Origin of the sequence: Actinoplanes sp. NPDC051861 (assembly GCF_040681145.1) — a bacterium.
In the GTDB taxonomy this organism is placed as follows: Bacteria; Actinomycetota; Actinomycetes; order Mycobacteriales; family Micromonosporaceae; genus Actinoplanes.
Genome location: NZ_JBFAYE010000010.1, coordinates 264,705 through 287,549, shown reverse-complemented (window position 1 = coordinate 287,549; position 22,845 = coordinate 264,705). Strand labels below are relative to the sequence as shown.

Sequence of the window (22,845 nt, the reverse complement as noted above, 5' to 3'; positions counted from 1 at the left end):
GGCAGATGGCTCCACGTCAGCCACTTTGTGACCCACGCCACATACATTTCCCATAGGTTGAGTAGGGAATGGAGAAGGCAAACCCTTCATGGGTACGGAGTAAGCACGCGCTGAACAGCAAAAACGGGGCGAGGGATGGCCCTCGCCCCGTTCCGAAGTGCTCTGTCAGGTCACTCGCCGAAGTCGCCGAAGTCCCCGAAAGCCTCGCCCGCTTCCTCGATCGCCTCGCCGGCGAGGTAGCCCGCTGCGAGACCACCCGCGACACCCAGAGCGGCACCGCCGAGCGCGCCACCCATGCCGCCGTGCCCACGCCGGTAGTGGCCGTGGTGGCCGTGACCGCCGTGACCGCCGTGACCGCCGTGACCGCCGTGACCGTAACCGGCCGGGGCGCCGAAGCCGGGCATCGACTTGCGACGGTCCACGGCCTGGCGGACCCAGCCGTCGACGACCTGGCGCCAGTCGGTGGTGTCGGCGTCGGCGTGCGACACCGTGTACCGCCCATATGTGTCGTGGCCCTGGGTGAACAGGCCGCCGCGCTTGTCGAACTCGAGGACCACCTCGACGGCGTGCGGGCTGGTCACGAACGTCAGCTCGACCTCGTTGATGCCCCCGTGCGCGTACTGCGCGGGCGGGTAGAACTCGATCTCCTGGTAGAACGGGAGCGTCTGGTGGACGCCGTAGATCTGCCCGTACTCCAGGTCGGCGGACTTGAACTGGAAGCCCAGCGCGCTGAACGCGTCGAGGATGCGCTGCTGGATCGGCAGCGGGTGCACGTGCACCGGGTCCAGGTCGCCCTTGTCGATCGCGCGGGCGATAGACACCTCGGTGCGCACGCCCATCACCATGCCGCGCAGGGTCTGCCCGTACACCGCGGTGATCGGCGTCTCCCACGGCATGTCGAAGCGGAACGGCAGCGAGACCTGCTGTCCCGCGGAGATGCGCATCGGGCCGGTGACCGGGATCCGGAGGAAGTCGCTGACGGCCGAGTAGTCACCGCCGCCGCCCTCCACCTCCATCCGGGTGACCAGGCCGAGCGTGATGTGCTCGATGTCCTGGTCCTGCGTGCCGCCCACCAGGTTGACCTGGCCGGTCAGGGTCGCGCCCGGGTAGGTGCTGGGGTTGGACAACACGGTGTCCACGCTGAGCCCGCCCACCCCGAGAGCGCCCAGCAACTTCTTGAAGACCACGATTCTTCTCCCGCTTCAAAACCCGTCAGGATCGGAAAAATAGCAACGTCCGCTGAACGGTCGCTGAGAAATCACCGGGTCTTGACACCAACGGCGCCATACATCGACACCTCGGCGGGCGTGGGGCGCTCCTCGGAGTCCGGGCGCCAGTCGCAGATCGCCACCGCACCCGGATCGACGATCTCGAGACCGTCGAAGAAGCGGGTGAACGTGTCCCTGTCGCGCGGCCAGGCGTCGACGTGCCCGGCGGCGAGCATCGCGTCGTAGAGCGCGCCGGCCTCGGGCGAGACGAAGTCCTTCGTCGAGTTCGTCGCCACCAGGTAGCTGCCGGGCGGCGCCGCCGCGAGCAGCTCGCGGACCACCCCGCGGGCCTGCTCGTCGTCCTTGATGAAGTGCAGGACGGCGATCAGCAGGATGCCGACCGGCCGGCTCAGGTCGAGCGTGGCCCGGACCTCGTCGGAGGTCAGGATCGCGCCGGGGTCGCGGAGATCCCCGTTCACGTACGTCGTCGCGCTGCCGACCATGAGGGCCCGCGCGTGCGCCAGCACCATCGGGTCGTTGTCCACGTAGACGACCTTGGAGTCCGGCGCGATGGCCTGCGCGATCTCGTGGGTGTTGTCCGGCGCGGGCAGGCCGGTGCCGATGTCGATGAACTGCCGGATCCCGGCCTCCCCGGCCAGGAACTGGATGGCCCGGTTGTGGAAGGCCCGCCCCTGGCGCGCTGCCACGCGCACCGCCGGATAGGCGTCGGCGATGCGGTCACCGGACTCCCGGTCGATCTGGAAGTGATCCTTGCCGCCGAGCCAGTAGTTCCACCGGCGCGCCGGCGAGACGGTCTGCTGGTCCACTTTGGGTCCGGTGTCTCCGCTGGTCAAGGCAGTCCTCCAGGCCGAATCCGAAAAATGGTCGGATCGCCATCCTAACGGCATCGGCCGATGCCGTGGCACCCAAGGTCCACATTGGACCTACCTCGGGCGGCCCGTCCGGCATATTCTTCGCGAGCGACCCTCGTCAAAGGTGCAGCGTTGGCCATCCAAGCGCCGCCTCGCCGGCCCTTCCAGCCCGGCCTGCCGCCGGTCGATTCGTCGCGCCGTGACGGCGGTGCCAACATCGCCGTGACCCTGCGATACGCGCCACTCGCCTTCCTGCTCGGGCTCTTCACCCCGGTCCTGGAGGTCGACGGCCAGCCCGTCCCGGCGAGCTGGGGCCGCGTGGTCACATCCGTGGCACTCGGCCCCCACCTGGTCCACGTCCACATTCCGTACCTGGTGCCGTCCCGGATCGGCGCGGCCGAGACAACCGTCATCGCCGTGCCCGGCCGCACCGTCGAACTCGAGTACCGCGCTCCCCTGCTGTCGTTCATGGCCGGCGCCCTCGGCTCGCCGCCGCAGCGCTATCCGGGCCTGGTAGCCGCGGTGATCCTCCTGGTCACGGCGTTGAGCCTGGCCGTCTGCGGTTGCCTGGGCATCCTGCTGTCGGCCGGCACCCCCGCGTAGTGGCCCGCGCCGCCGTTCAGAGCCTGAGGCGGCGGGCGAATCTGGCTCGGTACTCGGAGGCGCTGAGCCCGTAGTGCGCGCGGAATCGGCGGGCGAAATGGTTCTGGTCGGGCCAGCCGACGGTGTCTGCGATCGCCCGTACCGTGCGGTCGGAGTGCAGGAGCATCTCCGCGGCGATCTCGACCCGGTGACGGTGCAGGAACGCTATCGGAGGCAGCCCTGTGGCCGACTTGAAGAGCCGGATGAGGTACGACGGCGCCAGGTGAAGCTCGTCGGCGAGTTCACCCAGCGTCCAGTTGTGGGCCGGTTGCCCCTCGATCCGCCGCATCACCGCGGCGACCGCCGGATGCATCGGGTCGAGGCGGGCGCCGCCGCCGGCCGCCCGCGCGACACAGCTGAGAGCCAGGACGACGTGGGCGATCATGTCGGTGCGGTGCAGGTGCTGAGGCAGGGTACGCAACCGCGCGAGCTGATCGAGGTGCGTGAAGTAACCCGCGCGCGACTCCGGGGCAAGGGTGGTGGTCAGGATCCCCCGCCGGCGTTCGGTGTACGGGCCGGTCCAGAGCAGTGGTCCCAGCAACGGGTCGTCCCTGGTCCAATTGAGCTCGCGGCGCAGCAGCTCGGCCGAGAAGCACAGGTTGTAGACCTCCAGGTCGCGGCAGTCCTCGAAGCCGTGCCAGACGCCCGGGCGCAGCACCACGACATCGCCGACGTTCAGCCGCTGCCGGCCGTTCAGGCTGTGATGGACCCCGGCGCCGGCGGCGACGGTGGCCACCTCGACGAAGCTGTGCGTGTGCACGGGATGCCCGCGTTCGTGCTGATGGCGGCCGGCATATGCGAAGGTGTCGTCGCCGAAGTACACGAGCGTGGACCTGTGTTCGATCGTGGTCTTGGGCATTTCCGGACGCCAATCACGCAGAGGTACGTCGAACGTCGTGAGCAGGCAGGCGATTGACAGCGCGATCTGAAACGATTCAGGAACTCCTGTGATCGATGCTAGAAAATGTGTCGCACACGTGTCAACCGCATGTCTTAGCAGGTGGCGCGAGTATTGACGATTTTTGTAGATCGGTCTACGTTTTCGTGTATCGATCTACAGAAGTTCAGCGCCGAGCCTGGCCGGGCCACCATCGACGACGTCGCGCGGGCGGCCGGTGTGTCCCGCGCCGCCGTCTCGAAGGTCCTGCGCGACGCCTACGGCGTCAGCGACGCCATGCGCGAGCGGGTCAACCGGGCGATCGCGGAGCTCGACTACCGCCCCCGTGTCGCGGCACGGGCGATGCGCGGCTCCGCGCTCACCGTGGGCGTGGTCATCCCCCACTTCGGCAGCTACTTCATCTCCGACGTCCTGGAGGGGGTGGCAGCCCACCTGCGCGAGACGCCGTACCAGATGATCCTCGCGCCGGCCGACGACGAGTACCGGGCCGGCTACCGCGCCGTCGAGGCCCTCTACGACCGCCAGGTCGACGGCATTGTCGTCATCGCCCCGCTCGAGCGGCCCGACTGGCTGGAGGCGGTGGCACGGCGGATCCCGCTGGTGCAGCTCGGCAGACACGACCAGTCCCAGCGCTACGACACGATCGTCGGTGACGACGCCGCCGGCTCCCGGCTGGTCATGGCGCACCTGCTGGAGCGGGGCCACCAGCGCATCACTCACCTGACCCACCTGGACCGAGGTGTGCCGCGGTCGACGCTCACACCCCAGGCCACTCGCAGCTCGGTCTATCAGCAGACCATGCGCCAGGCCGGTCTGAGCCGGCACATCCGGGTGATCGCCGCCCGGTTCGAGGAGGAGCCGGCCCGGCGGGCGATGGGTGCCGCCCTCGACAGGGCGGAGCCGCCCACCGCGGTGTTCGCCGGCAACGACGACGCCGCGCTGGGCGTGCTGCGCGCCCTCGCCGAACGGGGGCTGACGACCGAGGACATCGCCGTGACCGGCTACGACGACGCCCGGCTCGCCGACCACCCCGGCATCAACCTGACCAGCGTCAACCAGAACGGGCACGAGATGGGCCGCCGATCGGCGGCCCTGCTCGTCGAGCGCATCGGCGGCCGGCGCGACGCGGTGCACGAGACCCACGAACCGCGACTGATCGTCCGCGGCTCCAGCACACGCGCCGATCAGCGCAGGTAGCGTTCGGCCACCACGGCCGGCTGCTCCAGGACGCGGCCGGCCTCCAGGTCGCGGGCCAGCCGTAGGTACTGCGCGTGGGTCCAGGTCAGCGGCGTGGCGGACGTCGTCGGTGTGCCGGGCTCCCGGTACGGCGGCTGGTTGTCCCAGACCTGTTCGGGCAGCAGGAGCCCCTGGCAGGCCGCGCGGGCCATGGTCCGGAGCTGCTCGCCGGCGGGCCCGGTCCGCCCGGCGGCGATCAGATACTCACCGCGCTCACCGTTGAGCAGCGGCCAGGCCCGGCCGCGGGTGAGGCGCGAGCCGGCCGGCAGCGGGTAGTCCCACTGGCTGCCGTCGGCCTTCTCGCCGTACCCGTCGAAGGACGCCCGGTACCAGAAGAGGCCGCGCCTCGTGGGCACGCCGAGCTGCCGGTCCACGACGGTGAGGCTGTTGCGCACCGCCGGGTCGGAGGCCGGCAGCACGCCCAGACGGACCAGTTCGAGGAACCCGGGGTCCACGACGGTCCGCTGGTCGACGCCGGAGGGTCCGCTGTCACCGATGTCGTACGCCGTACCCAGATTCGGCCGGCCGTCCTTGGTGAGGCGCAGGAAGTAGGGCGATCCGGAGTACGGCCCGGTGCTGGTGACCGTCCAGTCCTTGACCTTGGACTGCCACTCGTCGGCGGTCGCCAGGTAACGCGCCGACGCCGCAGTGTCCCCGTTGGCGCGGGCGATCGAGGCGGCGCAGACCAGCCCGGCGATCTGGGCCGCGATGGTGGCCGGCGAGTACCCCGACTGGTTCTCCCAGCGGTCCTGCGGGCTCCACGGCGCCCGGTTGCCGTCCTGTTCGAAGCCGAGCAGGAAGTCCGCGGCCCGCCGCACGCCCGCCCAGGTGGCGGCGTCGGTGCGGCCCAGCTGGTACGCCAGCACGACCGGCAGCGCGACCTCGTCGAGCTGCAGGCCCTCCCAGACCGGCGTGCCGTCGAGGCGGGAGTTCTGCGGGAACGAGCCGTCCGGCTTCTGCTGAACGGTGAACAGGTAGTCGAGGGCGCGCTCGGCCCCGGCCCGGTCGCCGGCCGCCAGCAGCCCGGTCGCGATCTGGTAGAGGTCCCGGGCCCAGATCAGGTGGTACGGGCCGGACGGGTCGTCGCGGCCGAACGCCCAGGGTGCGGCGGGCGCGGCCACGTACGCGCCACGGTGGGTCTTGTCCTCGCTCGCGGCCAGGACCATCGCCGACACCCGGTGGAGGCGGCGGTCCGCGACGGCCGGTGGGCGGTCGAGGCCGTCGAGGTAGCGGGACCAGCCGGAGGTGTAGTCGCGGGCGACCGCGGGGAAGCCCCGGCGCAACGAGTCCCGGGCGATACCCAGGGCCGCCCCGGTGGACGGCGCGAAGCCGAGCGCCAGCGTCGCCGCGCGGTGGCCGGGGCGGCCGGTCAGCGTGGTCTCGCCGGTCTGGACCAGGTAACCCGGTGACGCCGACGGGTTCCGGGAGTCCATCCGGCCGTCGGCGAGCAGGTCGGTCCAGCCGTCGGAGGTGCCGGTGAAGCCGCTGGACGTCGCGGTGAATCCGGGCGACGCGACGAAGGCACTGGCCACCGGGCCGTCGGAGGCGAGCAGGGCGTCGCCGTCGGTGCGGCCGGAGTCGTTGCCGCGGGTGTTGGCCAGGGCCGGGTCGTAGACGGCGTACACCCGGTACGGACGGTCGCCGCGGGTGGTGAGGCGCAGGTCGACCAGGACGCCGGCGGCGCGCGGGTCGGTGGTGTAGGAGGCGGTGAGCCGCCACCGGCCGGACTTCTCGGTGAACGTCTGGGCATAGCTGAGGCTGCGGTCGCCGGTCAGCGCGGTGGTGACGGTCGCGGCGTCCTCGGCGCGGACCGCGCGGCCGTCCGGGCCGGCGAGCACGAAGCCCAGGGCGCGGACGCTGGGCGTGCCGAGGTCGGGGTAGAAGACCTCGCCGAGGCCGCCGGCGCGCTGCACTGTCGCCCAGACCTTGCTGCGGGTGTCCGCCGAGGTCAGGAACCCGGTCTTGTCCGCCGGAAGGTATTGCTGGTCGGTGCCGGGTGCCGGACCGGGTGACAGGGCCATCGCCAGCGACGTGGCGGCCAGTTTGAGGAACGCCATGAACTCCGGTCTACACCCGCGCGGCAGCCGCCGCATCCCGGGACGTGACCCAGCGCTCGAAGATCAGGGTGGTGAGCGGCGGGATCGAGGCGGCCAGTCCGAAGAGGGTGCGCCACAGCGACCAGCGCTCGGCTCGAGCGACCCAGAGGGTGGCGGCCAGGTAGGCGATGAAGAGCGCGCCGTGCAGCCGGCCGAAGAGCCACACGCCGGCCTCGGTGGTCTCCGGGACATACTTCAGATACATCCCGATGAGCAGGCCGGTCCAGGAGATCGCCTCGGCGATCGCGGTGATGCGGAAGATGCGAAGCGGTTGCACCGGCCGACCCTAGCGGGGCGTGGATGAACGTTTCCTGTGGGACGCTGATCGGGTGGCCGAGATACCGATGCGCCCCTGCCGGCGGTGCGGTCACCCGACCCGCGCCGATCGGATGGTGCAGGGTTACGGGCGCAACTGTGCCGCCCTGCTCGGGTTGACCGGCGGTTCGGTCGACACCGGGCACACCGGCCCTGACCTGCTCGATCTGATCGAGGTGGAGCCGGCGGACGAGTGCGACGGCTGGGACCGGCCGGCCGACGCCGCGGTGCCTATCGCTCACCGACGGCGGCGATCGTGAGGAACTTCGACGGGTCCTCGGGGGTCGGCTCGCCGGGGTCCGGGCGCCACAGCGGGCCGTACACGAGGCCCGGATCGACCAGCCGCCAGCCCTCGAACAGGCCGGCCACCTGGCTCTCGTCGCGGGGCACGAGCGCGGTGCCGGTCCGGTTGTAGAGGTCGGCGACGCGCTCCATGGCCTGCGGGCGGGCGCTGTTGGTGGCGTGCGTGAGCGCGAGGACGCTGCCGGGCCGGGCGATCTCCCGGTAGGTGACCATCGCCTGGTCGATCGCCGGGCTGGCCGGGACGAAGTGCAGCACCGAGATCATCAGGATGGCGGTCGGCTCCTCCGGGTCGAGCAGGGCGCGTACCGCCCGGTCGGCCAGGATCGGGCCGGGATGCTGCAGGTCGCCGTGCACGACCGCGATACACGGGTCGGCGCCGAGCAGGTGGCGGGCGTAGAGCACGGCGGAGGGGTCGATGTCGACGTAGACCACCCGCGCCTCGGGGTCGGACTCGCGGGCCACCTCGTGCACGTTGCGCTCGGTGGGTATGCCGGAGCCCAGGTCCAGGAACTGGCGGACGCCGCGGCCGGTGGCGTACCGGACGGCGCGGTGCAGGAACGCCCGGTTGGCACGGGCGATCAGCGGCAGCTCGGGCACCAGTTCGACGGCGCGGGCGGCCACCGCGCGGTCGGCGGCGAAGTTGTGGGTGCCGCCGAGGAACGCGTCATAGATGCGAGCCGCGCTGGGGCGGTTGGGGTCGATCGCGGTGGGTAGGTCCGGCGTCGTCACCCCGCCACGATGCCCAGATTCCCCATCCTCATACCCGGAATATCCGAATAGACGTACTTTAGGGGGTGGGAGGTAGCGGTGGAGTCACGCGAGATCCCGGGGCTCCTGCTCGACACCGCCCCGGACGCGATCATCGTCAGCCGCTCGGACGGCATCATCACGCTGGCCAACCGCCGGGCGCACGACATGTTCGGATATCCCGCCGACACGCTCGTCGGCACCTCGGTCGACGACCTGGTGCCGGAGGACGTCCGGGAACAGCATCCGACGAATCGGAGGACGTACCTCGGCGGCGAGCACCAGCCACTGCGCCGGCTGCCGCTGCGCGGCCTGCGCCGCGACGGCACCGTCTTCGCCGTGGAGGTGTCGCTCTCCGCCATGGCCGGTCCCGACCAGCAGACGTACGTGACAGCCGTGCTCCGCGACGACACAGCACAGCGGGAGGCGGCGCGGACCAGGGCCCTGCTCGCCTCGATCGTCCAGTCCTCGCACGACGCGATCGTCACCACCGACCTGGACGGCCTGGTCCTGTCCTGGAACCCGGGCGCCGAGATCCTCTACGGCTACCCCGCCGCTGACATGATCGGCAAACCGATCGACGAGATCATCCCGGTGGCCCGCCGCACCGACGAGGAGCAGATCCGCCTGCTCGTACGCCTCGGCGGCCGCGTCGACCGGTACCGCAGCCTCCGGCAGAACGCCAAGGGCGAGATCGTCGCCGTCTCGATGCTGATCTCCCCGCTGCTCGACGAGCGCGGCACGATCTTCGGCACCACGAGCGTCGGCCGCGACATCAGCGACCGGGAACGTGCCGAGGCCCGCGTTCAGGCGTTCCTCGACGCCGCGCCGGACGCCATGCTGGGAGTCGCCGAGTCCGGCGAGGTGGTGCTGGTCAACGCGGAGGCCGAGCGCCTGTTCGGCTATCCCCGGTACGACCTGCTGCACATGCCGCTGCCGGAACTGCTGCCGGACGGGCTGCCGCCGGTGTCGGCGGTGCTGCGTACCGGCGGGGACAGCACGCCGCTGGACACCGAGCGGGCGGACACCGACCCGAGCGAGCCGATCGACCACCGCTGGGCGTCACGCCGGGCGCTGCGGCGCGGCGGAGCCGAGCTGCCGGTCGACATCGCCTGCAGCTCGCTGCACACCGACAGCGGGACCGTGATCGTCGTGGTGGTCCGCGACATCACCGAGCGGCTCTCCGCCGAGGAGGAACGCAACCGGCTGCGGGAGGAGACCGACCGGCAGCGCCTCGAGGCCCGGATGCAGCAGGCGCAGCGCCTGGAGAGCCTGGGGCAGCTGGCGGGCGGTATCGCGCACGACTTCAACAACCTGCTCGCGGTGATCCTCAACTACGCGTCGTTCATCATCGAGGACGCGGCCGGCAGCCCGCCCGCGGTGGACGCCGAGCAGATCGCGCGGGCGGCGCGGCGCGGCAGCGACCTGACGCATCAGCTGCTGGCGTTCGCGCGGCGCGAGGTGATCCGGCCGCGCCCGCTGAACCTGAACACGGTGGTCACCGAGGTGCATCAGATGCTCGAGCGGTCGCTCGGGGAGCACATCGCGCTGACCGTGCGCACCACGGCCGGGCTGCCGTCGGTGATGGCCGACCCGGGTCAGCTGGAGCAGGTGCTGGTGAATCTGGCGGTCAACGCCCGCGACGCGATGCCCACCGGCGGGCGGCTGACGATCGACACCGCGCCGGTGCCGGTGGACGCCGACCACGCGGCGGCCCGGGCCGGGCTGCTGCCCGGCCGCTACGTGCGCCTGCGGGTCTCGGACACCGGCACGGGCATGCCCAAGGAGGTGATCGACAAGGCGTTCGAGCCGTTCTTCACGACGAAGCCGAGCGGGCAGGGCACCGGCCTCGGGCTGGCCACGGTCTACGGGATCATCACGCAGGCCGGCGGCACGGTCCAGATCTACTCCGAGCCGGGGATCGGTACCACGTTCACGATCCTGCTGCCGGCCACCGAGGTGCAGGCGCAGGAGGCCGTGCAGGAGGAGTCGGCGGCCGGCCTGACCGGGCACGGCGCGACCGTGCTCGTCGTGGAGGACGAGGACGCGCTGCGCGAGGTCACGTGCCGGATCCTGCGGCGGGGCGGCTACACGGTGCTGGCCGCGGACACCGGCGAGGAGGCGCTGCGGCTGGCCGCCGGCCACTCGATCGACGTGCTGCTCACGGACGTGATCATGCCGGGGATGCTGGGCAAGGACCTGGCGGCCGCGATCATGAAGGCGTGGCCGGCCACCCGGGTCCTGTTCATGTCCGGGTACGCCCAGCCGGTGCTCACCAACCACGGCACCCTGTCGGCCGACGTGCACCTGCTGGAGAAGCCGTTCACGAGCGCCGAGCTGATGCGGGCGCTGCACGAGGAACTCCAGTGACGGTCACCGCAGCACGTCCACGATCCAGTCGGCGATGTAGGTCTGCACATGGGCGAAGTGGTCCAGCCCGATGTGCTCGGCGCCGCCCTCGGCCGCTGTGAAGATCCGCAGGTCGCGCCGGGGAGCGTTGACCGCCTGCTCGTAGGAGCGATGCGCGTACCTCAACGGGATCTGCCGGTCGTTCTCGCCGTGCGCGATCAGGAACGGCACGGTGATCTGCTCGACGACGCCGTCCAGGTTCACGGCCTCGGCCTTCTTGATGAAGACGTCCAGGTCGGTCTCGCCCCACACCCACAGCACGTGGTCCCAGTAGTGCGGGACCGGGTTCTCCCCCTCGCGCTCGAGCCGGCGCTTCTGCACCGCGCCCCAGTCGTGGTTGGCGCCCCACGCCACGCAGAAGGCGAGCCGCTTCTCGAACGCGGCCGCCCGTGGTGCGTAGTAGCCGCCCAGCGACCAGCCGACCAGGCCGATCCGGTCACCGTCCACGTCGTCGCGGGTCAGCAGGTAGTCGACGCAGGCTCGGGCCCAGTCCTCGCTCTCGATCCGGGAGGTCAGGCCGAGCAGCCGCAGCGCCTCACCGCTGCCGGGGCAATCCACCATCAACGTCGAGATGCCGCGGGCCGCCATCTCCTGCGGGAAGCCCGAGGCATACATGTGCTCCTTGGTCGAGTCCAGCCCGTTGAACATGATGACCACCGGCGCCGGGCCGTTTTTCACCGCCTTTTTGAGGTACGCGGGAAGCACCGCGCCTTCGAACGGGATCTCCACGCGGGTCGTTCCCGGGTCGATCAGGTCGAACGCCTTCTGCTGCAGTTCGAGGCAGCGCCGGTAGAAGACGTTGCGGTCCGGCGCCTTGGCGCTCTGCATCCGCTCGGCCTGGGCCAGGTAGTTCGTGGCCCGCAGGTACTTCTGGCCGGCCGTGCGCGGATGCCCGGCGGCCTCGTCCGCCGCCGCCTGGGAGGCCAGATCCTCGGCGACCGCGGCCCAGGACGCCAGGAACTCCTTGGTGCCGACGTCCGAGCCCTGTGCGGCGAGGTCCCGGATCGGCCGGCAGGCGCGGTCCACCTCGTCGATCAGGCCGCCGCTGTTCAGGGTGGCGACCACGCCCAGATTCCAGACGTAATTGCCGGGGAAGTACTCGAACATTCAGTGCTGCCTCTCTGCACGCGCTTTCGCCGCATCCCGGCGCCGGGCACGCGGAAGATCGGGGGTCTCGCCGCCCGAGACAATGCGATTGGTCAAACTGCCGATGCCTTCGACGGTGAGCGTCACGATGTCGCCGTCCCGCAGCGGCGGCGGATCCTGCCGGCCGTTCCGCCCCCACAATTCGGCGAGACAGCCGCCGTTGCCGACGGTTCCGGATCCGAGCACGTCGCCCGGCACGACGCGGCTGTCCCGCGCGGCGTAGGCGACCATCGTCTCGAACGTCCAGCTCATGTTGCCGAGCAGATCCCGCCCGATCTCGGTGCCGTTCACCGTTGCCGTGCACCAAAGGTCGAGAAAGCCGTCCCGCTTGTGTTCCTCGAGCTCGTCGGCCGTCACGATCCACGGGCCGAGACTGCTCGCGAAATCCTTGCCCTTGGCCGGGCCGAGACTCACCTGCATCTCCCGTTTCTGCAGGTCACGAGCCGACCAGTCGTTGAGGACCGTGTAGCCGAAAATGGTCTGCCCCGGCCCGATGACCGCTGCCACCTCCAGCTCGAAGTCCCGGTTCACCGAGCGCGCGGGAAACGGCACGCTGTCGTCCGGGCCGTAGATCCGGTGCGGGTTCGTGAAATAGAAGGTGGGCGCGTCATACCAGGCGTCCGGCACACCGGCGTTTCCGTCGATGCTGCGCCGGACCCCTTCGACGTGCTCCTCGAACGCGACGAAATCGCGGAGCGAGGCAGGCTGCAGCGGCGCCAGCAGGCGCACTTCTTTCAGGGGTACGGGGAAATCGCGCTCTCTCTTTCCCACCCCGTTCTCGATGATCTCCAGCATGTCGATGTCGCCGGCGAAGGGGACGACCTGCTCGCCCTCGACGGCTCCCGTTCTGACCCGGCCCTCGTGCCGGAAGGTGGCGATACGCATGTCTCTGCCCTACACCGGCGGGGCGACGAACACGCCCCGGTCCACCTCGTTGAACGACTGCCGGGCGACGAATTCGTTCATCGGGTTCGCCGTGCCCCACTGGTCGCTGACCGCCGGGTCGGAGAAGTCGTACAGGTGCGGGTGCCAGGTGTCCTCGTCGAGTTCCTCCAGCTCGGTGGTGTACTCGACGGTGTTCCCGTGCGGGTCGAGAAAGTAGCTGAAGGTGTTGTTCCCGGCCATGTGCCGGCCCGGGCCCCACACCTTCTCCACGCCGCCGCGCAGCAGCCGGCCGGTGCCGCGCATGTACTCGTCGATGCCGCGCATCTCGAACGAGGCGTGGTGCAGCGAGACGTGCGGGCCGCGGGCGATCGCCAGGCTGTGGTGCCAGCGGTTGGTCCGCAGGAACCACATCATCTCGCCCATCCGCGGGTGCATGAGGGTGTCCGAGAGCGCGAAGTTGAGGTGCCTGTTGTAGAAGGCGACGGTCGCCTCCGGGTTCGGTGAGTTGATCACCACGTGTGAGAGCTTGACCGGGACGGACTCGCCCTCCTCCAGCCTGCGGTGCTGCCGGACCTCGACGTCCGAGGAAACCTCGACGGTACGGCCGTCGATGTCGAAGAAACGGAAGCCGTACCCGCCGCCGGGGGTCAGCAGTTTGCCGGGCTCGCAGAGCAGCTGGACGCCGTCGCGGCCGAGACGCTCGGCGAGCGCGTTGACGTCGGCCTCGGTCGCGGCGCCGAACGCGATCAGGTCGAGGCGCTTCTCGGCGGCCCTGCGCAGCCGTACCGAGTACTGCTCCGGCGAGCCGGCCGCGGCCAGGAAGGCGATGCCCTCGTCGGTGGTCTCGGCGTCCAGGCCCCACATGTCGGTGTAGAACGTGAGCTGCCGGTCGTAGTCCGGCACGGCCAGGTCGACGTGCCGCAGGTGGGTGATGAGTCGTTCGTCGTGCACGTGAGTCTCCGGATTCTCAGGCGGGCTCGGCGACCAGGTGGGCGATGCGGGCCATCAGGCCGGGCACGTCGCCGCGCTCGCGCGCGAGCAGCCAGCGGGTCAGTTGCAGGGAGGCCTCGACGACGGTCCGGGCCCGGTCCAGGCGGCGTGCGGTGAACTCGGACCACAGGCTGTCGGTGACCGCGCTGTCGCGCAGGAGCAGCTCGGCCAGGACCGAGGCGTCCTCCAGGGCCTGTGCGGCACCCTGCGCGAGGGTGGGCGGGCAGGAGTGCGCGGCGTCGCCGATCAGCACGACCCGGCCCCGGTGCCACGGGCCGTCCAGGACGTGGCTCTCGAAGGCGGTGTAGTTGACCGGGGCCGCACCGGTGAGCGACTCGCGGATCTCGTCCCACGGCCCGTGGTACGCCCCGGCCAGCTCTCGCATCGTCGCCAGGGCCTGCTCCGAGGTCAGGCCGGACCGGTCCTGGACGTCCTCGACCAGGTAGGCGTAGATGGTGTCCGGTCCGGCCGGGCAGTACCCGGCGATGTGGGCGGGGCCGCCGTAGAACAGGTCGGTACGCGTCACGCTCTCCGGGCGGCGGGTGAACGTGCGCCAGATGCCCATGCCGACCGGCTGCGGCTCCAGGTCGATGCCGATCGCACCGCGGGTCCACGAGCGGATGCCGTCGGCGCCGATCACCAGGTCGTACCGGCCGGTCGAGCCGTCGGCGAAGGTGACCACGACCGCGTCGCCGTCCTGCTCCAGGGCCGCCGGGCGGGTGCCGAAGCGGACCTTGGCACCGGCCTCGGCGGCGCGGTCGAGAAGGATCCGCGCGAGCGTGGGCCGGTACATGCCGAGTGTCGCGGGCAGATCCGGGCCGCCGGTGCGGATGTCGGTGAGCTCGGCGATCAGCGTGCCGGCCGGATCGGGGGCGCGCAGGCCGAGCGTGTCGAACGCGTACCCCTCGGCGGCGACCCGCTCCCAGACGCCGATCTCGCGCAGGACACGCAGCGCGTTGCCCTGGAGCGTGATCCCGGAGCCGAGCGCGGACACGTCCGGCTTGAGGTCGGCCAGGTCGACCGAGACCCCGCCCTCGGCGAGCAGAATCGCCGCCGCGGTGCCGGCCGCGCCGCCACCGACGACCAGAACGTTACGAACTGCTGGCACGGCGGTTTCCCTCCTGTTACCCGTTGTGATGGGCACCACTGTCCACCCGGCAGCAGGTATCAGGGAAGCTCGACTTGGCGATAGGGACTATCGGCCTGGCTTATAGTGACGCCATGGCGGTCGACCGGGTGCTGGCGAACCTCGATCTGAACCTGCTGGTCACCCTCGACGCGCTGCTGCGGGAGCGGAATGTCACGCGTACGGCGGAACGGCTCGGGGTGAGCCAGCCGGCGGTCAGCGGCGCGCTCGGCCGGCTCCGGCGGCACTTCGGCGACCCGCTGCTGGCCCGCGTCGGCAACCGGTACGAGCTGACACCCCTCGCGGCGCGGGTCGCCGCCCTCACCGAGCCGGCCCTCGCGGGGATCCGCCGGGTCTTCGACGCCACGGCCGAGTTCGACCCGTCCGGCCTCGACCGCGAGTTCACGATCGTCACCTCCGACTACGCGGCCACCGTCCTGGCTCCGGAGCTCGCCCGCCGTCTCGCCGAGCTCGCACCCGGCGCCCGGCTGCGCCTGCAGCAGACCACCCCGTACGCCGTCGACCACGCCGCCGACACCCTGCGCACCGCCGACGGCCTGCTCATCCCGCACGGCTTCGTGACCGGGCTGCCGCACCTCGACCTCTACACCGACCGCTGGGTCTGCATCGTGTCGCACGACCACCCCGATGTCGGTGACGCGCTCACCCTGGACCTGCTCGCCGAGCTGCCCTGGGTGGTGCTCTTCGACCGGCCCACCGCGTTCGCCCCCGCGGTGCGCCAGCTCCGCATGATCGGCATCGAGGCGCGGGTCGACATCGTGGTCGACGGCTTCACCCAGATGCCCTTCCTGGTGGCCGGCACCCGCCGGGTGGCGCTCATCCAGGAGCGCCTCGCCCGCCTGCTCGCCCCGGTCGCCGGCGTCCGCGTGCTGGACTGCCCGTTCGAGGTGGTGCCGCTCGCCGAGGCGTTCTGGTGGAACCCGATGTACCGCAACGACCCCGCTCACGCATGGCTGCGCGAGGTGCTCGTCGAGGCCGCCGGCGCGCTGCGCCCATAACCGCGGCTGATGCTGGGCATCAGCCAAACCATCTTCCGCTGATGGTGACCCGGGCCACATAGTCCACGCATGTCTGTCACCACGCCCGCACCACAACGTCAGGCCGGACTGGCCCAGCTGGTGCTCCTGCTCGCCGGATCCTGCCTGTCGGTCCTCGGTGCCGTGCTCATCGCACCCGTGCTGCCGCAGATGACCGACCACTTCGCCGGGGTCGCCGGCGCCGACGTCCTGGTGCCGATCGTCCTCACGGTGCCGGCCCTGATCATCGGCCTGACCGCGCCGTTCGCCGGCGTCATCGCGGACGCCATCGACCGCAAACGGGTGCTCATCATCGCGATGATCGGCTACTCGATCTTCGGGACCGCCCCGCTCTATCTGGACTCGCTCGGCGCCATCATCGGCAGCCGGGTCCTGGTCGGCGTCTGCGAAGCGGCCATCATGACGTGCTGCACGACGCTGATCGCGGACTACTGGTCGGGGCCACGCCGCAGCCGCTACCTGGGCCTGCAGACACTGCTGGCGTCGGTCTCCGCGACGGTATTTCTCGGACTTGGTGGAGCGCTGGGCGCCGGCGGCTGGCGTACCCCGTTCTGGCTCTACTCGGTGGCGGCGCTCCTCGCCGTACCCATGGCTCTGTTGATCTGGCAGCCGGTGACCGCGCCCCGGACCGCCAAGCTGGCACCGCTCCCCTGGCGCCAACTCCGCGTTCCCTGCCTGGTCACGCTCGCCGGCGGCGTGGTCTTCTACGCCCTGATCGTGGAACTGTCCTTCGTGCTGGACGAGGCCGGCGTCACGGCGACGGCGACGATCGGGGCACTCAGCGCGCTGATGTCACTGGCGACGGCACTCGCGGCGGGCTCCTTCGCCAAGCTCTCGGGACAGACGCCGCGGACGCTGTTGCCGATCGCTTTCGGACTGTCGGCGGCGGGCTTCCTGGTGATCTGGGGCAGCGGCGGCTCGGTCCCGGTGATCACGGTGGGCGCGGTGCTGACGGGCGCCGGAACCGGCCTGCTCCTGCCGACCCTGCTGACGTGGGCGACCAACGGGCTGTCGTTCGCGGAGCGCGGTCGCGGCACGGGCCTGTGGACCGGAACCCTGTTCATCGGCGAGTTCCTGTCCCCGGTCCTGCTCACCGGACTGGCCGCGGCGATCGGCGGCCTGCGCCCCGCCATCGGCCTGCTCGGCATCGCCACCGCCCTCCTGGCCGTCGCCACGCTCGCCATCGTCCCCCGGGACGCCACCCCCTTGAACATCACAAACTCCTGACCCCCTCCCCCTCACCCTCGCCCTTCCTCTCCGCGCCCTCCGTGGGCGACCGTCGGCGTGGGAGCCGGGGAACAACGGCGCGAAAGGGGCGTTACGGCCGCGCCCACGCACCCCGCCGCCTGGCACGCCGGACATTGACCACGTCCTGCCGAGACAAACCCCCGCAACAGCGCCCACTGGGAGTGACCCCGCGGCAGACCGTGCCCGCCGACGGGGCGGAGGCGACAGCGGCGCAGGGCGGAGGCGGCGTGGGGCGGAGGCAGCGGCGGCGCGGGCGGAGGCAGCGGCGGCGGGAAAAGAGGAGGTGGTGGGAGGGGCGGGCGGAGTCAGGCGGGGGTGGGGAGGGTGCGGGCGGAGCCGTAGGACGTGCCGGCGCGGTCGCGCTCCAGCCAGCCGGTTTCGACGAGCATGCGGCGGACCGCGGCCACGTCGTCGGTGAGCACGGCGAGGCGCCGGTTGACCTCGTCCTCGGTGAGGACGCCGTCGACGGCCAGGAAGCGGGCGAACAGCTCGCCGATCTGCTGGTAGCGCTCGCTCATCGTGGGCGGCAGCGAGGTCAGCCGGCCGTGCGAGAAGAACGACCTCAACTGGGGGTAGCCGGCCAGCAGCGGGGCGATCGGCTGTGCCCGGTCGAGGGTCTGTGCGGCCTCGCGCAGCACGTCGGCCCGGGCCCGGAAGACGCCGTTGCCGGTGCCGGTGGCCAGGCCGGCGCCGACCAGGCGGGCGCAGACCTCGCCGGCCTCGGGTTTCGGCATGTCGAGGTGGATCGACATCTCGGCGATGGTGGCGCCGTTCACGCCGTGTTTCACCAGCTCGGCGAAGGCGATCAGCCGGGCCGGGTTGGACAGCTGCGTGAGGATCTCGGCGGCACGGGCGGCTTCAGCGGACATCCCCACACCGTAGGCACCGCCCATCGGCGCGGCATCCGATTATTTCGGTTACCAGCGGGTACGAAACAGAGTCCCTCCGGTCATGCATACAGCCCAGGAGGCGATGATGACCGTTCTGCGACGGGTGGCGGTACCACTCACCGCGCTGATGGCGATCGGCCTGACCCCGACGGCCGCGGCGGCGGACGCGCTCGCGACCGTTTACGACCAGGACAGCAGGGCTCTGGCACAGGCGCGATTCGTGGCCGCAGGTGACTCCTTCACGCTGGTCAAACTGGCCGGCGCGGGTAGGCGGGTCTTCGTGGAGTACCGGTACGTCCGCAAGGACGGCAGCCTGCAGACGGGAACGCACTGGGGCCCGGACGCGGTCGGCGGGACGGCCCGCTTCGACCACGACTTCGGGGAGGGACGGGCCGTGGAGTTCCGCGTCTGCGTGGAGGCGGCCGGTCTGTGCAGCGGCACCGACGAGGGCGAGAACTGGACGAAGGGCCACGCCTGACCGAGATCAACAATTGACTTGAGTCGATTGTTGATACAGGCTGTGCCCACAGCAGTGCCGCCGGAGCCACGCGGCACGCGAGAGCATGGGCAGCTTTCGCGCGTCCCTCGATGACCACTGTCCGCGAAAGCGTGTGACAGTCCCGAGCTCACGGAGTGCTGAGCCCTCATGTCCTCACCCGTACGCATGAAGTTTTTGATCTCTGCTGTGGTGGCCGCCCTGGCCGCCTCCCTCGCTGTCCTCGCCGTGCAGACCGGCCCGGCAGCCGCGCACGGCAACGTCGTCAGTCCCGCCTCCCGCAACTACGGCTGCTATGAGCGCTGGGGATCCAAGTTCCAGGACCCCACGATGGCAACCGAGGACCCCATGTGCTGGCAGGCCTGGCAGGCCAACCCGAACGCGATGTGGAACTGGAACGGCCTGTTCCGTGAGAACGTGGCCGGCAACCACGAGGGCGCCATCCCGGACGGCCAGCTGTGCAGCGCCGGCCACACCGAGAGCGGCCGCTACAACGCCATGGACACGGTCGGCGACTGGAAGGCCGCGAACATCGGCAACTCGTTCACCCTCTCCCTCTTCGACGGCGCGCGGCACGGCGCCGACTACATCCGCGTCTACGTGACGCGGGCCGGGTACAACCCGGTCACGACGGCACTGAAGTGGTCCGACCTGCAGCTGGTCACCACGGTGCCGAACACGCCCGCGGCGCAGTGGACCCAGCAGCTCGCCAACGGCGTGCAGCAGGACATCCCGGTGAGCGTGCCGGGACGGTCCGGCCGGGCCATCGTCTACACCATCTGGCAGGCCAGCCACCTGGACCAGTCGTACTACTTCTGCAGCGACGTGAACTTCGGCGGCACCACGAACCCGTCGCCGTCGAACCCGTCGTCGCCGTCGCCGTCCAACCCCTCGTCCCCCTCGCCGTCGAACCCGTCCTCCCCGTCGGCGTCGCCGTCGAACCCGGGCGGCTCGGGCACCTGCTCGGCCACCTTCGCGGTGACGTCGAGCTGGCAGGGCGGATACCAGGGTGAGGTGCGGGTGACCGCGGGCAGCTCCGCCATCAAGACCTGGCGGGTGCAGCTGGCCTACCCGGGCACGCCGCCGATCCAGCAGGCGTGGAACGCGACGATCACCACGAGCGGCAACACCGTCACGGCGACGAACGCCAGTTACAACGGCTCGGTGTCCGCGGCGGGAAGCACCAGTTTCGGTTTCCTGGCCTCGGGAGCTGCGGCAACACCCACCCTCAGCTGCACCGCGACGGTGTGACCCTCGCGCCGCCCATTCAATTGAGTTACATTGATGTTAATGGGAGCGCTCCCAGTCCCCCGACTACATCCCCATCAGAACGGAGGCCAAGCTAGACCGCGTGGTTCGGCTCCGTCCACGCACGTGCTGTGACCTTGAAGACGGGGAACGAGGCAGCCCCACCTCGTTCCCCGTCACCCCTCGTCGCCGTCAGGCGGCGAAGAGGCTGTTCAGTCCCTCGGCGAGCAGCGGATGCGTGAAGATCGCATCAGCCATGTCCGCGCCGGTGAGCCCGCCCAGCATGGCGACCTGGATGATGCTCACCAGTTCGCCGCCCTCGACTCCGAGGACGGCCGCACCGAGGATCTCCCCGGTGCCGGCGTCCAGGACGGCCTTCATGAAACCCCGGGTCTCCCCGGTCTCGATGGCACGCACGACCGCGCCCATCGGCAGCTTCACCACCCGGATCGCCCGCCCCCGCGCCCGCGCCTCGCGCTCACTGAGCCCGACGCGGCCCAGCTGGGGGTCGATGAAGACGGCGTACGGCACGACACGATCCCGGACACTCCTCTTGCGGCCATCGATCAGGTCGGCGCGCAGCGTCCGATAGTCGTCGTACGACGTGTGGGTGAAAGCCGGCCCACCCCGGACATCGCCCATCGCGTAGACGCCCGGGACGCTGGTCTGCAGATGCTCGTCGACAGCGACGCAACCCCGCTCGTCGAGCCGGATGCCGGCCGCCTCGACGGTGAGCGCCTCGGTATTCGGCACCCGGCCGATCGCCGACAGCAGGTGTGAGCCCTCGATCTGCCGCGTGCCGTCGGCGGTGCGCACGCTCAGCCGTACGCCGTCGCCGGCCCGCTCCACGCCAACCGGTGTCGCCGAGGTCAGGACCGTGATGCCCTCGTCTCGCAGGATCGCGGCGACCTCGTCCGAGACGTCGTCGTCCTCCTGACCGAGCAGGCGTGGGCCCCTCTGCACGATGGTGACCTCGCTGCCGAAACGGCGGAACATCTGCCCGAACTCGAGTCCGATGTAACCGCCCCCGAGAACAATCAAGTGCTCCGGCGCCCGGTCCAGTTCCATGACCGTCGTGGAGTCGAGGACGGGAACGCCGTCCGCTCCGGTGATCGTCAGCGGCCGCGGGCGCGCCCCGGTGTCGACGACGATCACCGGAGCGGTGAGCTGCCGTGTCCCGCCCGCGTTGAGGGTGACGCCGACGGTGTGCGGCCCGGTGAAATGCGCCTCGCCGGCGATCAGGTCGAGGCCGTCCCGCACCAGGCGGCTCGCGTAGTTCTCCCGAGCCCCCGCGACCATTGCCCGTTTCCGCTCGCGCACCGCGGCCAGATCCACCGACACCGCACCGGCCCGGACACCGAACTCCGCCCCGCGGCGCGCCAGGTGAGCCAGCCGTGCGCTGGCGACCATCGTCTTGGTCGGTGTGCAACCCGTATTGACACACGCGCCGCCGAGCTGGTCGCGCTCGACCAGCGCCACCCGCTTACCGGCCTGCGCCAGTTCGAGCGGAAAAAGCCGGCCGCCCTGACTGGTTCCGATCACGATCACGTCGTAGCTGTCCATGGCTAATGGATATCACAGACCGTTCCATTAGTCGCAACCGGCGGGATGCTCACCAAACGGTTGCCTGGGCATCGGCCATTAGCCTGGCTATCGTGGCGACATGACCGGTGAAGGAGTCGCCACCAGGGCGCCTCTGCTGGGAGAGCCACTCCCGGTGGAACTGATGAACACGATCGCTGTCATCGACTCCGGCATCCACGACGCCCTGGCCGACGACGACGAGGCCGCCGGCTGGCTCCGGGCGGTGGGCGGCCGCATCGCCACCGAGGCGGGCGCCGACCCGGACCTGACCGGCGACGGCCTTCGACGGTCCCTGGAGTCGTTGCGCGAGCTGCGTGACGCACTACGCCGGCTGGCGGCCGAGATGACCGCGGACCCCCGGCCCCCGGCCGCCGGACCGGCTCCGACCCGGCCGGAGGCCATCGCCACACTCAACGCGCTGGCACGGGCACGACCGGAAGTCGTCTGGCCCGCCGGCGGACAGCCGGCCCGCTCCTACCGGGCCGGCAACCTCGCGGTAGCACTGATCGCCGTGCAGGCGGTGGAGCTGTTCACCGGCCGCGCGCGGGAACGGCTGCGCCCCTGCCTCGCGCCGAACTGCCTGCTGTTCTTCGCCAAGGATCACGGGCGACGGGAGTGGTGTTCGCCGGCGTGTGGCAACCGTGCCCGCGTGGCACGCCACTACCGGCGCCACCACCCCAGCCCTCACCACGGTGAACAGGCCCAGTGAGATCGAGCCGGCGGCCGGTCACTCCGTCCGCCCGCCCCGGCGGACCGCCGACGGCTGAGCGGCCGGTCGCATCATGGTCCGCGCGACCTGGGCCGGAGTCATCGGTGGTTCGGTCAACGGGCGGGCGCACTCCGGGCGGATGCCGTCCAGGAACAGCTCGGCGTTGCGGCGCCAGGCGCGCGGGGCGATCGCGCGGGTCGCCTCGGCGACCCGGCTGTTCGACAGGGCGATGAAAATCAGGTCGTCGACGGTGAAGTCGGGCCGGATGGCGCCCTCGGCGCGGGCCCGGTCGATCAGCTCCTCGATTCGACGCTGGATCCGGCCGCGAATCTCCCGGAGCGCGGGAGCGTCGTCGAAGCGCGTGGTCATCAGGTTGAGGTAGCCGCCGCTCTCCGCCTCCAGGGCGCAGGTGGCCAGGACGTACTCCTCGACGCCGGCCCACGCGTCGGCACGGGCGAGGGCCTGGTCGACCAGTTCCAGCTGGGCGAGCAACGGCTCCTCGAGGACCGCCTCCCAGAGGCGCACCCGGGACGGAAAGTGCCGGTACAGCGTGCCCGGCCCGACCTCGGCCGCGGCGGCGATCCTGTCCATCGGGGCGTTCAGGCCGTCGGCGGCGAAAAGCGCCCGGGCGGCCACGAGGATCTTGTCGCGGTTACGAATGCTGTCACTGCGTTCTGCCCGCCCCGGCCGCCTCGGGACCGGGCCGTCACTCACCGCGTTCTCCATAAGCCTCACCCTA

At 70.8% G+C, this 22,845-nt stretch carries 22 protein-coding genes; 9 read left to right on the top strand and 13 right to left on the bottom strand.

Annotated elements, in window-relative coordinates; translation table 11 throughout:
- Nucleotides 1-170: 170 nt before the first annotated feature.
- Together AB0M02_RS26230 and AB0M02_RS26225 are read right to left on the bottom strand one after the other, a co-directional pair.
- Nucleotides 171-1,187: a sporulation protein gene (locus tag AB0M02_RS26230; RefSeq protein ID WP_364231061.1), complete on the bottom strand. Its 1,017-nt coding sequence runs from the start codon at nt 1,185-1,187 to the stop codon at nt 171-173.
- A 71-nt stretch (nt 1,188-1,258) separates the two neighbouring features.
- Complete coding sequence (locus AB0M02_RS26225; protein WP_364231059.1) at nt 1,259-2,035, bottom strand: SAM-dependent methyltransferase; 777 nt, start codon at nt 2,033-2,035, stop codon at nt 1,259-1,261.
- Between the two features lie 177 nt (nt 2,036-2,212).
- Between AB0M02_RS26225 and AB0M02_RS26220 the strand changes: the two genes are divergently transcribed.
- Entirely contained in the window at nt 2,213-2,683 is a 471-nt protein-coding gene (locus AB0M02_RS26220; protein WP_364231057.1) for a hypothetical protein, read from the top strand.
- Between the two features lie 16 nt (nt 2,684-2,699).
- On the opposite strand, the gene AB0M02_RS26215 is transcribed toward AB0M02_RS26220, so the two are convergent.
- Nucleotides 2,700-3,581: an AraC family transcriptional regulator gene (locus tag AB0M02_RS26215; protein WP_364231055.1), complete on the bottom strand. Its 882-nt coding sequence runs from the start codon at nt 3,579-3,581 to the stop codon at nt 2,700-2,702.
- 141 nt (nt 3,582-3,722) lie between these two features.
- On the opposite strand from AB0M02_RS26215, the gene AB0M02_RS26210 reads away from it, so the two are divergent.
- A complete protein-coding gene (locus AB0M02_RS26210; RefSeq protein WP_364231053.1) occupies nt 3,723-4,817 on the top strand; it encodes a LacI family DNA-binding transcriptional regulator in 1,095 nt (364 codons plus the stop codon).
- Here AB0M02_RS26210 and AB0M02_RS26205 read toward each other — a convergent pair.
- Both AB0M02_RS26205 and AB0M02_RS26200 read right to left on the bottom strand, forming a co-directional pair.
- Entirely contained in the window at nt 4,805-6,913 is a 2,109-nt protein-coding gene (locus AB0M02_RS26205; RefSeq protein ID WP_364231050.1) for a glycoside hydrolase family 15 protein, read from the bottom strand. The genes AB0M02_RS26210 and AB0M02_RS26205 overlap by 13 nt on opposite strands.
- A 10-nt stretch (nt 6,914-6,923) precedes the next feature.
- Nucleotides 6,924-7,229: a DUF3817 domain-containing protein gene (locus tag AB0M02_RS26200; protein WP_364231047.1), complete on the bottom strand. Its 306-nt coding sequence runs from the start codon at nt 7,227-7,229 to the stop codon at nt 6,924-6,926.
- 19 nt (nt 7,230-7,248) lie between these two features.
- Here AB0M02_RS26200 and AB0M02_RS26195 point away from each other — a divergent pair, with 19 nt between their 5' ends.
- Entirely contained in the window at nt 7,249-7,527 is a 279-nt protein-coding gene (locus AB0M02_RS26195; RefSeq protein ID WP_364231045.1) for a hypothetical protein, read from the top strand.
- On the opposite strand, the gene AB0M02_RS26190 is transcribed toward AB0M02_RS26195, so the two are convergent.
- Nucleotides 7,499-8,299, bottom strand: a complete 801-nt coding sequence (locus AB0M02_RS26190; protein ID WP_364231044.1) for an SAM-dependent methyltransferase — start codon at nt 8,297-8,299, stop codon at nt 7,499-7,501. The genes AB0M02_RS26195 and AB0M02_RS26190 overlap by 29 nt on opposite strands.
- A 78-nt stretch (nt 8,300-8,377) precedes the next feature.
- Here AB0M02_RS26190 and AB0M02_RS26185 point away from each other — a divergent pair, with 78 nt between their 5' ends.
- Nucleotides 8,378-10,687 carry a PAS domain S-box protein gene (locus AB0M02_RS26185; RefSeq protein WP_364231043.1) on the top strand — a complete coding sequence of 770 codons (2,310 nt, stop codon included), beginning with the start codon at nt 8,378-8,380 and terminating at the stop codon, nt 10,685-10,687.
- Nucleotides 10,688-10,690: 3 nt separating this feature from the next.
- Here the strand turns inward: AB0M02_RS26185 and AB0M02_RS26180 are convergent, their stop codons facing one another.
- From AB0M02_RS26180 to AB0M02_RS26165, 4 genes are read right to left on the bottom strand one after another with little or no spacing between them, the layout of a single operon-like run.
- The gene (locus AB0M02_RS26180; protein WP_364231042.1) at nt 10,691-11,833 is read right to left on the bottom strand and encodes an alpha/beta fold hydrolase; all 1,143 of its coding nucleotides are present in this window, start codon (nt 11,831-11,833) and stop codon (nt 10,691-10,693) included.
- Nucleotides 11,834-12,757: a fumarylacetoacetate hydrolase family protein gene (locus tag AB0M02_RS26175; RefSeq protein WP_364231041.1), complete on the bottom strand. Its 924-nt coding sequence runs from the start codon at nt 12,755-12,757 to the stop codon at nt 11,834-11,836. It lies immediately after the preceding gene.
- A gap of 9 nt (nt 12,758-12,766) precedes the next feature.
- Nucleotides 12,767-13,708 carry a VOC family protein gene (locus AB0M02_RS26170; protein ID WP_364231039.1) on the bottom strand — a complete coding sequence of 314 codons (942 nt, stop codon included), beginning with the start codon at nt 13,706-13,708 and terminating at the stop codon, nt 12,767-12,769.
- A gap of 16 nt (nt 13,709-13,724) precedes the next feature.
- The gene (locus AB0M02_RS26165; RefSeq protein ID WP_364231037.1) at nt 13,725-14,855 is read right to left on the bottom strand and encodes an FAD-dependent monooxygenase; all 1,131 of its coding nucleotides are present in this window, start codon (nt 14,853-14,855) and stop codon (nt 13,725-13,727) included.
- A 113-nt stretch (nt 14,856-14,968) separates the two neighbouring features.
- Here AB0M02_RS26165 and AB0M02_RS26160 point away from each other — a divergent pair, with 113 nt between their 5' ends.
- Nucleotides 14,969-15,892: a LysR family transcriptional regulator gene (locus AB0M02_RS26160; protein WP_364231035.1), complete on the top strand. Its 924-nt coding sequence runs from the start codon at nt 14,969-14,971 to the stop codon at nt 15,890-15,892.
- A gap of 69 nt (nt 15,893-15,961) precedes the next feature.
- Nucleotides 15,962-17,158 (top strand): MFS transporter, encoded by a 1,197-nt coding sequence (locus tag AB0M02_RS26155; protein WP_364231033.1) that lies wholly within the window; start codon nt 15,962-15,964, stop codon nt 17,156-17,158.
- Nucleotides 17,159-17,484: 326 nt separating this feature from the next.
- Here AB0M02_RS26155 and AB0M02_RS26150 read toward each other — a convergent pair whose 3' ends face one another.
- The gene (locus AB0M02_RS26150; RefSeq protein ID WP_364231031.1) at nt 17,485-18,048 is read right to left on the bottom strand and encodes a DUF2087 domain-containing protein; all 564 of its coding nucleotides are present in this window, start codon (nt 18,046-18,048) and stop codon (nt 17,485-17,487) included.
- Between the two features lie 106 nt (nt 18,049-18,154).
- On the opposite strand from AB0M02_RS26150, the gene AB0M02_RS26145 reads away from it, so the two are divergent.
- A complete protein-coding gene (locus AB0M02_RS26145; RefSeq protein WP_364231030.1) occupies nt 18,155-18,547 on the top strand; it encodes a hypothetical protein in 393 nt (130 codons plus the stop codon).
- Nucleotides 18,548-18,715: 168 nt separating this feature from the next.
- Nucleotides 18,716-19,816 carry a lytic polysaccharide monooxygenase gene (locus tag AB0M02_RS26140; protein WP_364231028.1) on the top strand — a complete coding sequence of 367 codons (1,101 nt, stop codon included), beginning with the start codon at nt 18,716-18,718 and terminating at the stop codon, nt 19,814-19,816.
- 189 nt (nt 19,817-20,005) lie between these two features.
- Here the strand turns inward: AB0M02_RS26140 and AB0M02_RS26135 are convergent, their stop codons facing one another.
- Nucleotides 20,006-21,376 carry a mercuric reductase gene (locus AB0M02_RS26135; RefSeq protein WP_364231025.1) on the bottom strand — a complete coding sequence of 457 codons (1,371 nt, stop codon included), beginning with the start codon at nt 21,374-21,376 and terminating at the stop codon, nt 20,006-20,008.
- A gap of 100 nt (nt 21,377-21,476) precedes the next feature.
- Between AB0M02_RS26135 and AB0M02_RS26130 the strand changes: the two genes are divergently transcribed.
- Nucleotides 21,477-22,106: an ABATE domain-containing protein gene (locus AB0M02_RS26130; protein WP_364231022.1), complete on the top strand. Its 630-nt coding sequence runs from the start codon at nt 21,477-21,479 to the stop codon at nt 22,104-22,106.
- A gap of 18 nt (nt 22,107-22,124) precedes the next feature.
- Here the strand turns inward: AB0M02_RS26130 and AB0M02_RS26125 are convergent, their stop codons facing one another.
- Nucleotides 22,125-22,832, bottom strand: a complete 708-nt coding sequence (locus AB0M02_RS26125; protein WP_364231021.1) for a helix-turn-helix domain-containing protein — start codon at nt 22,830-22,832, stop codon at nt 22,125-22,127.
- Nucleotides 22,833-22,845 lie beyond the last annotated feature (13 nt).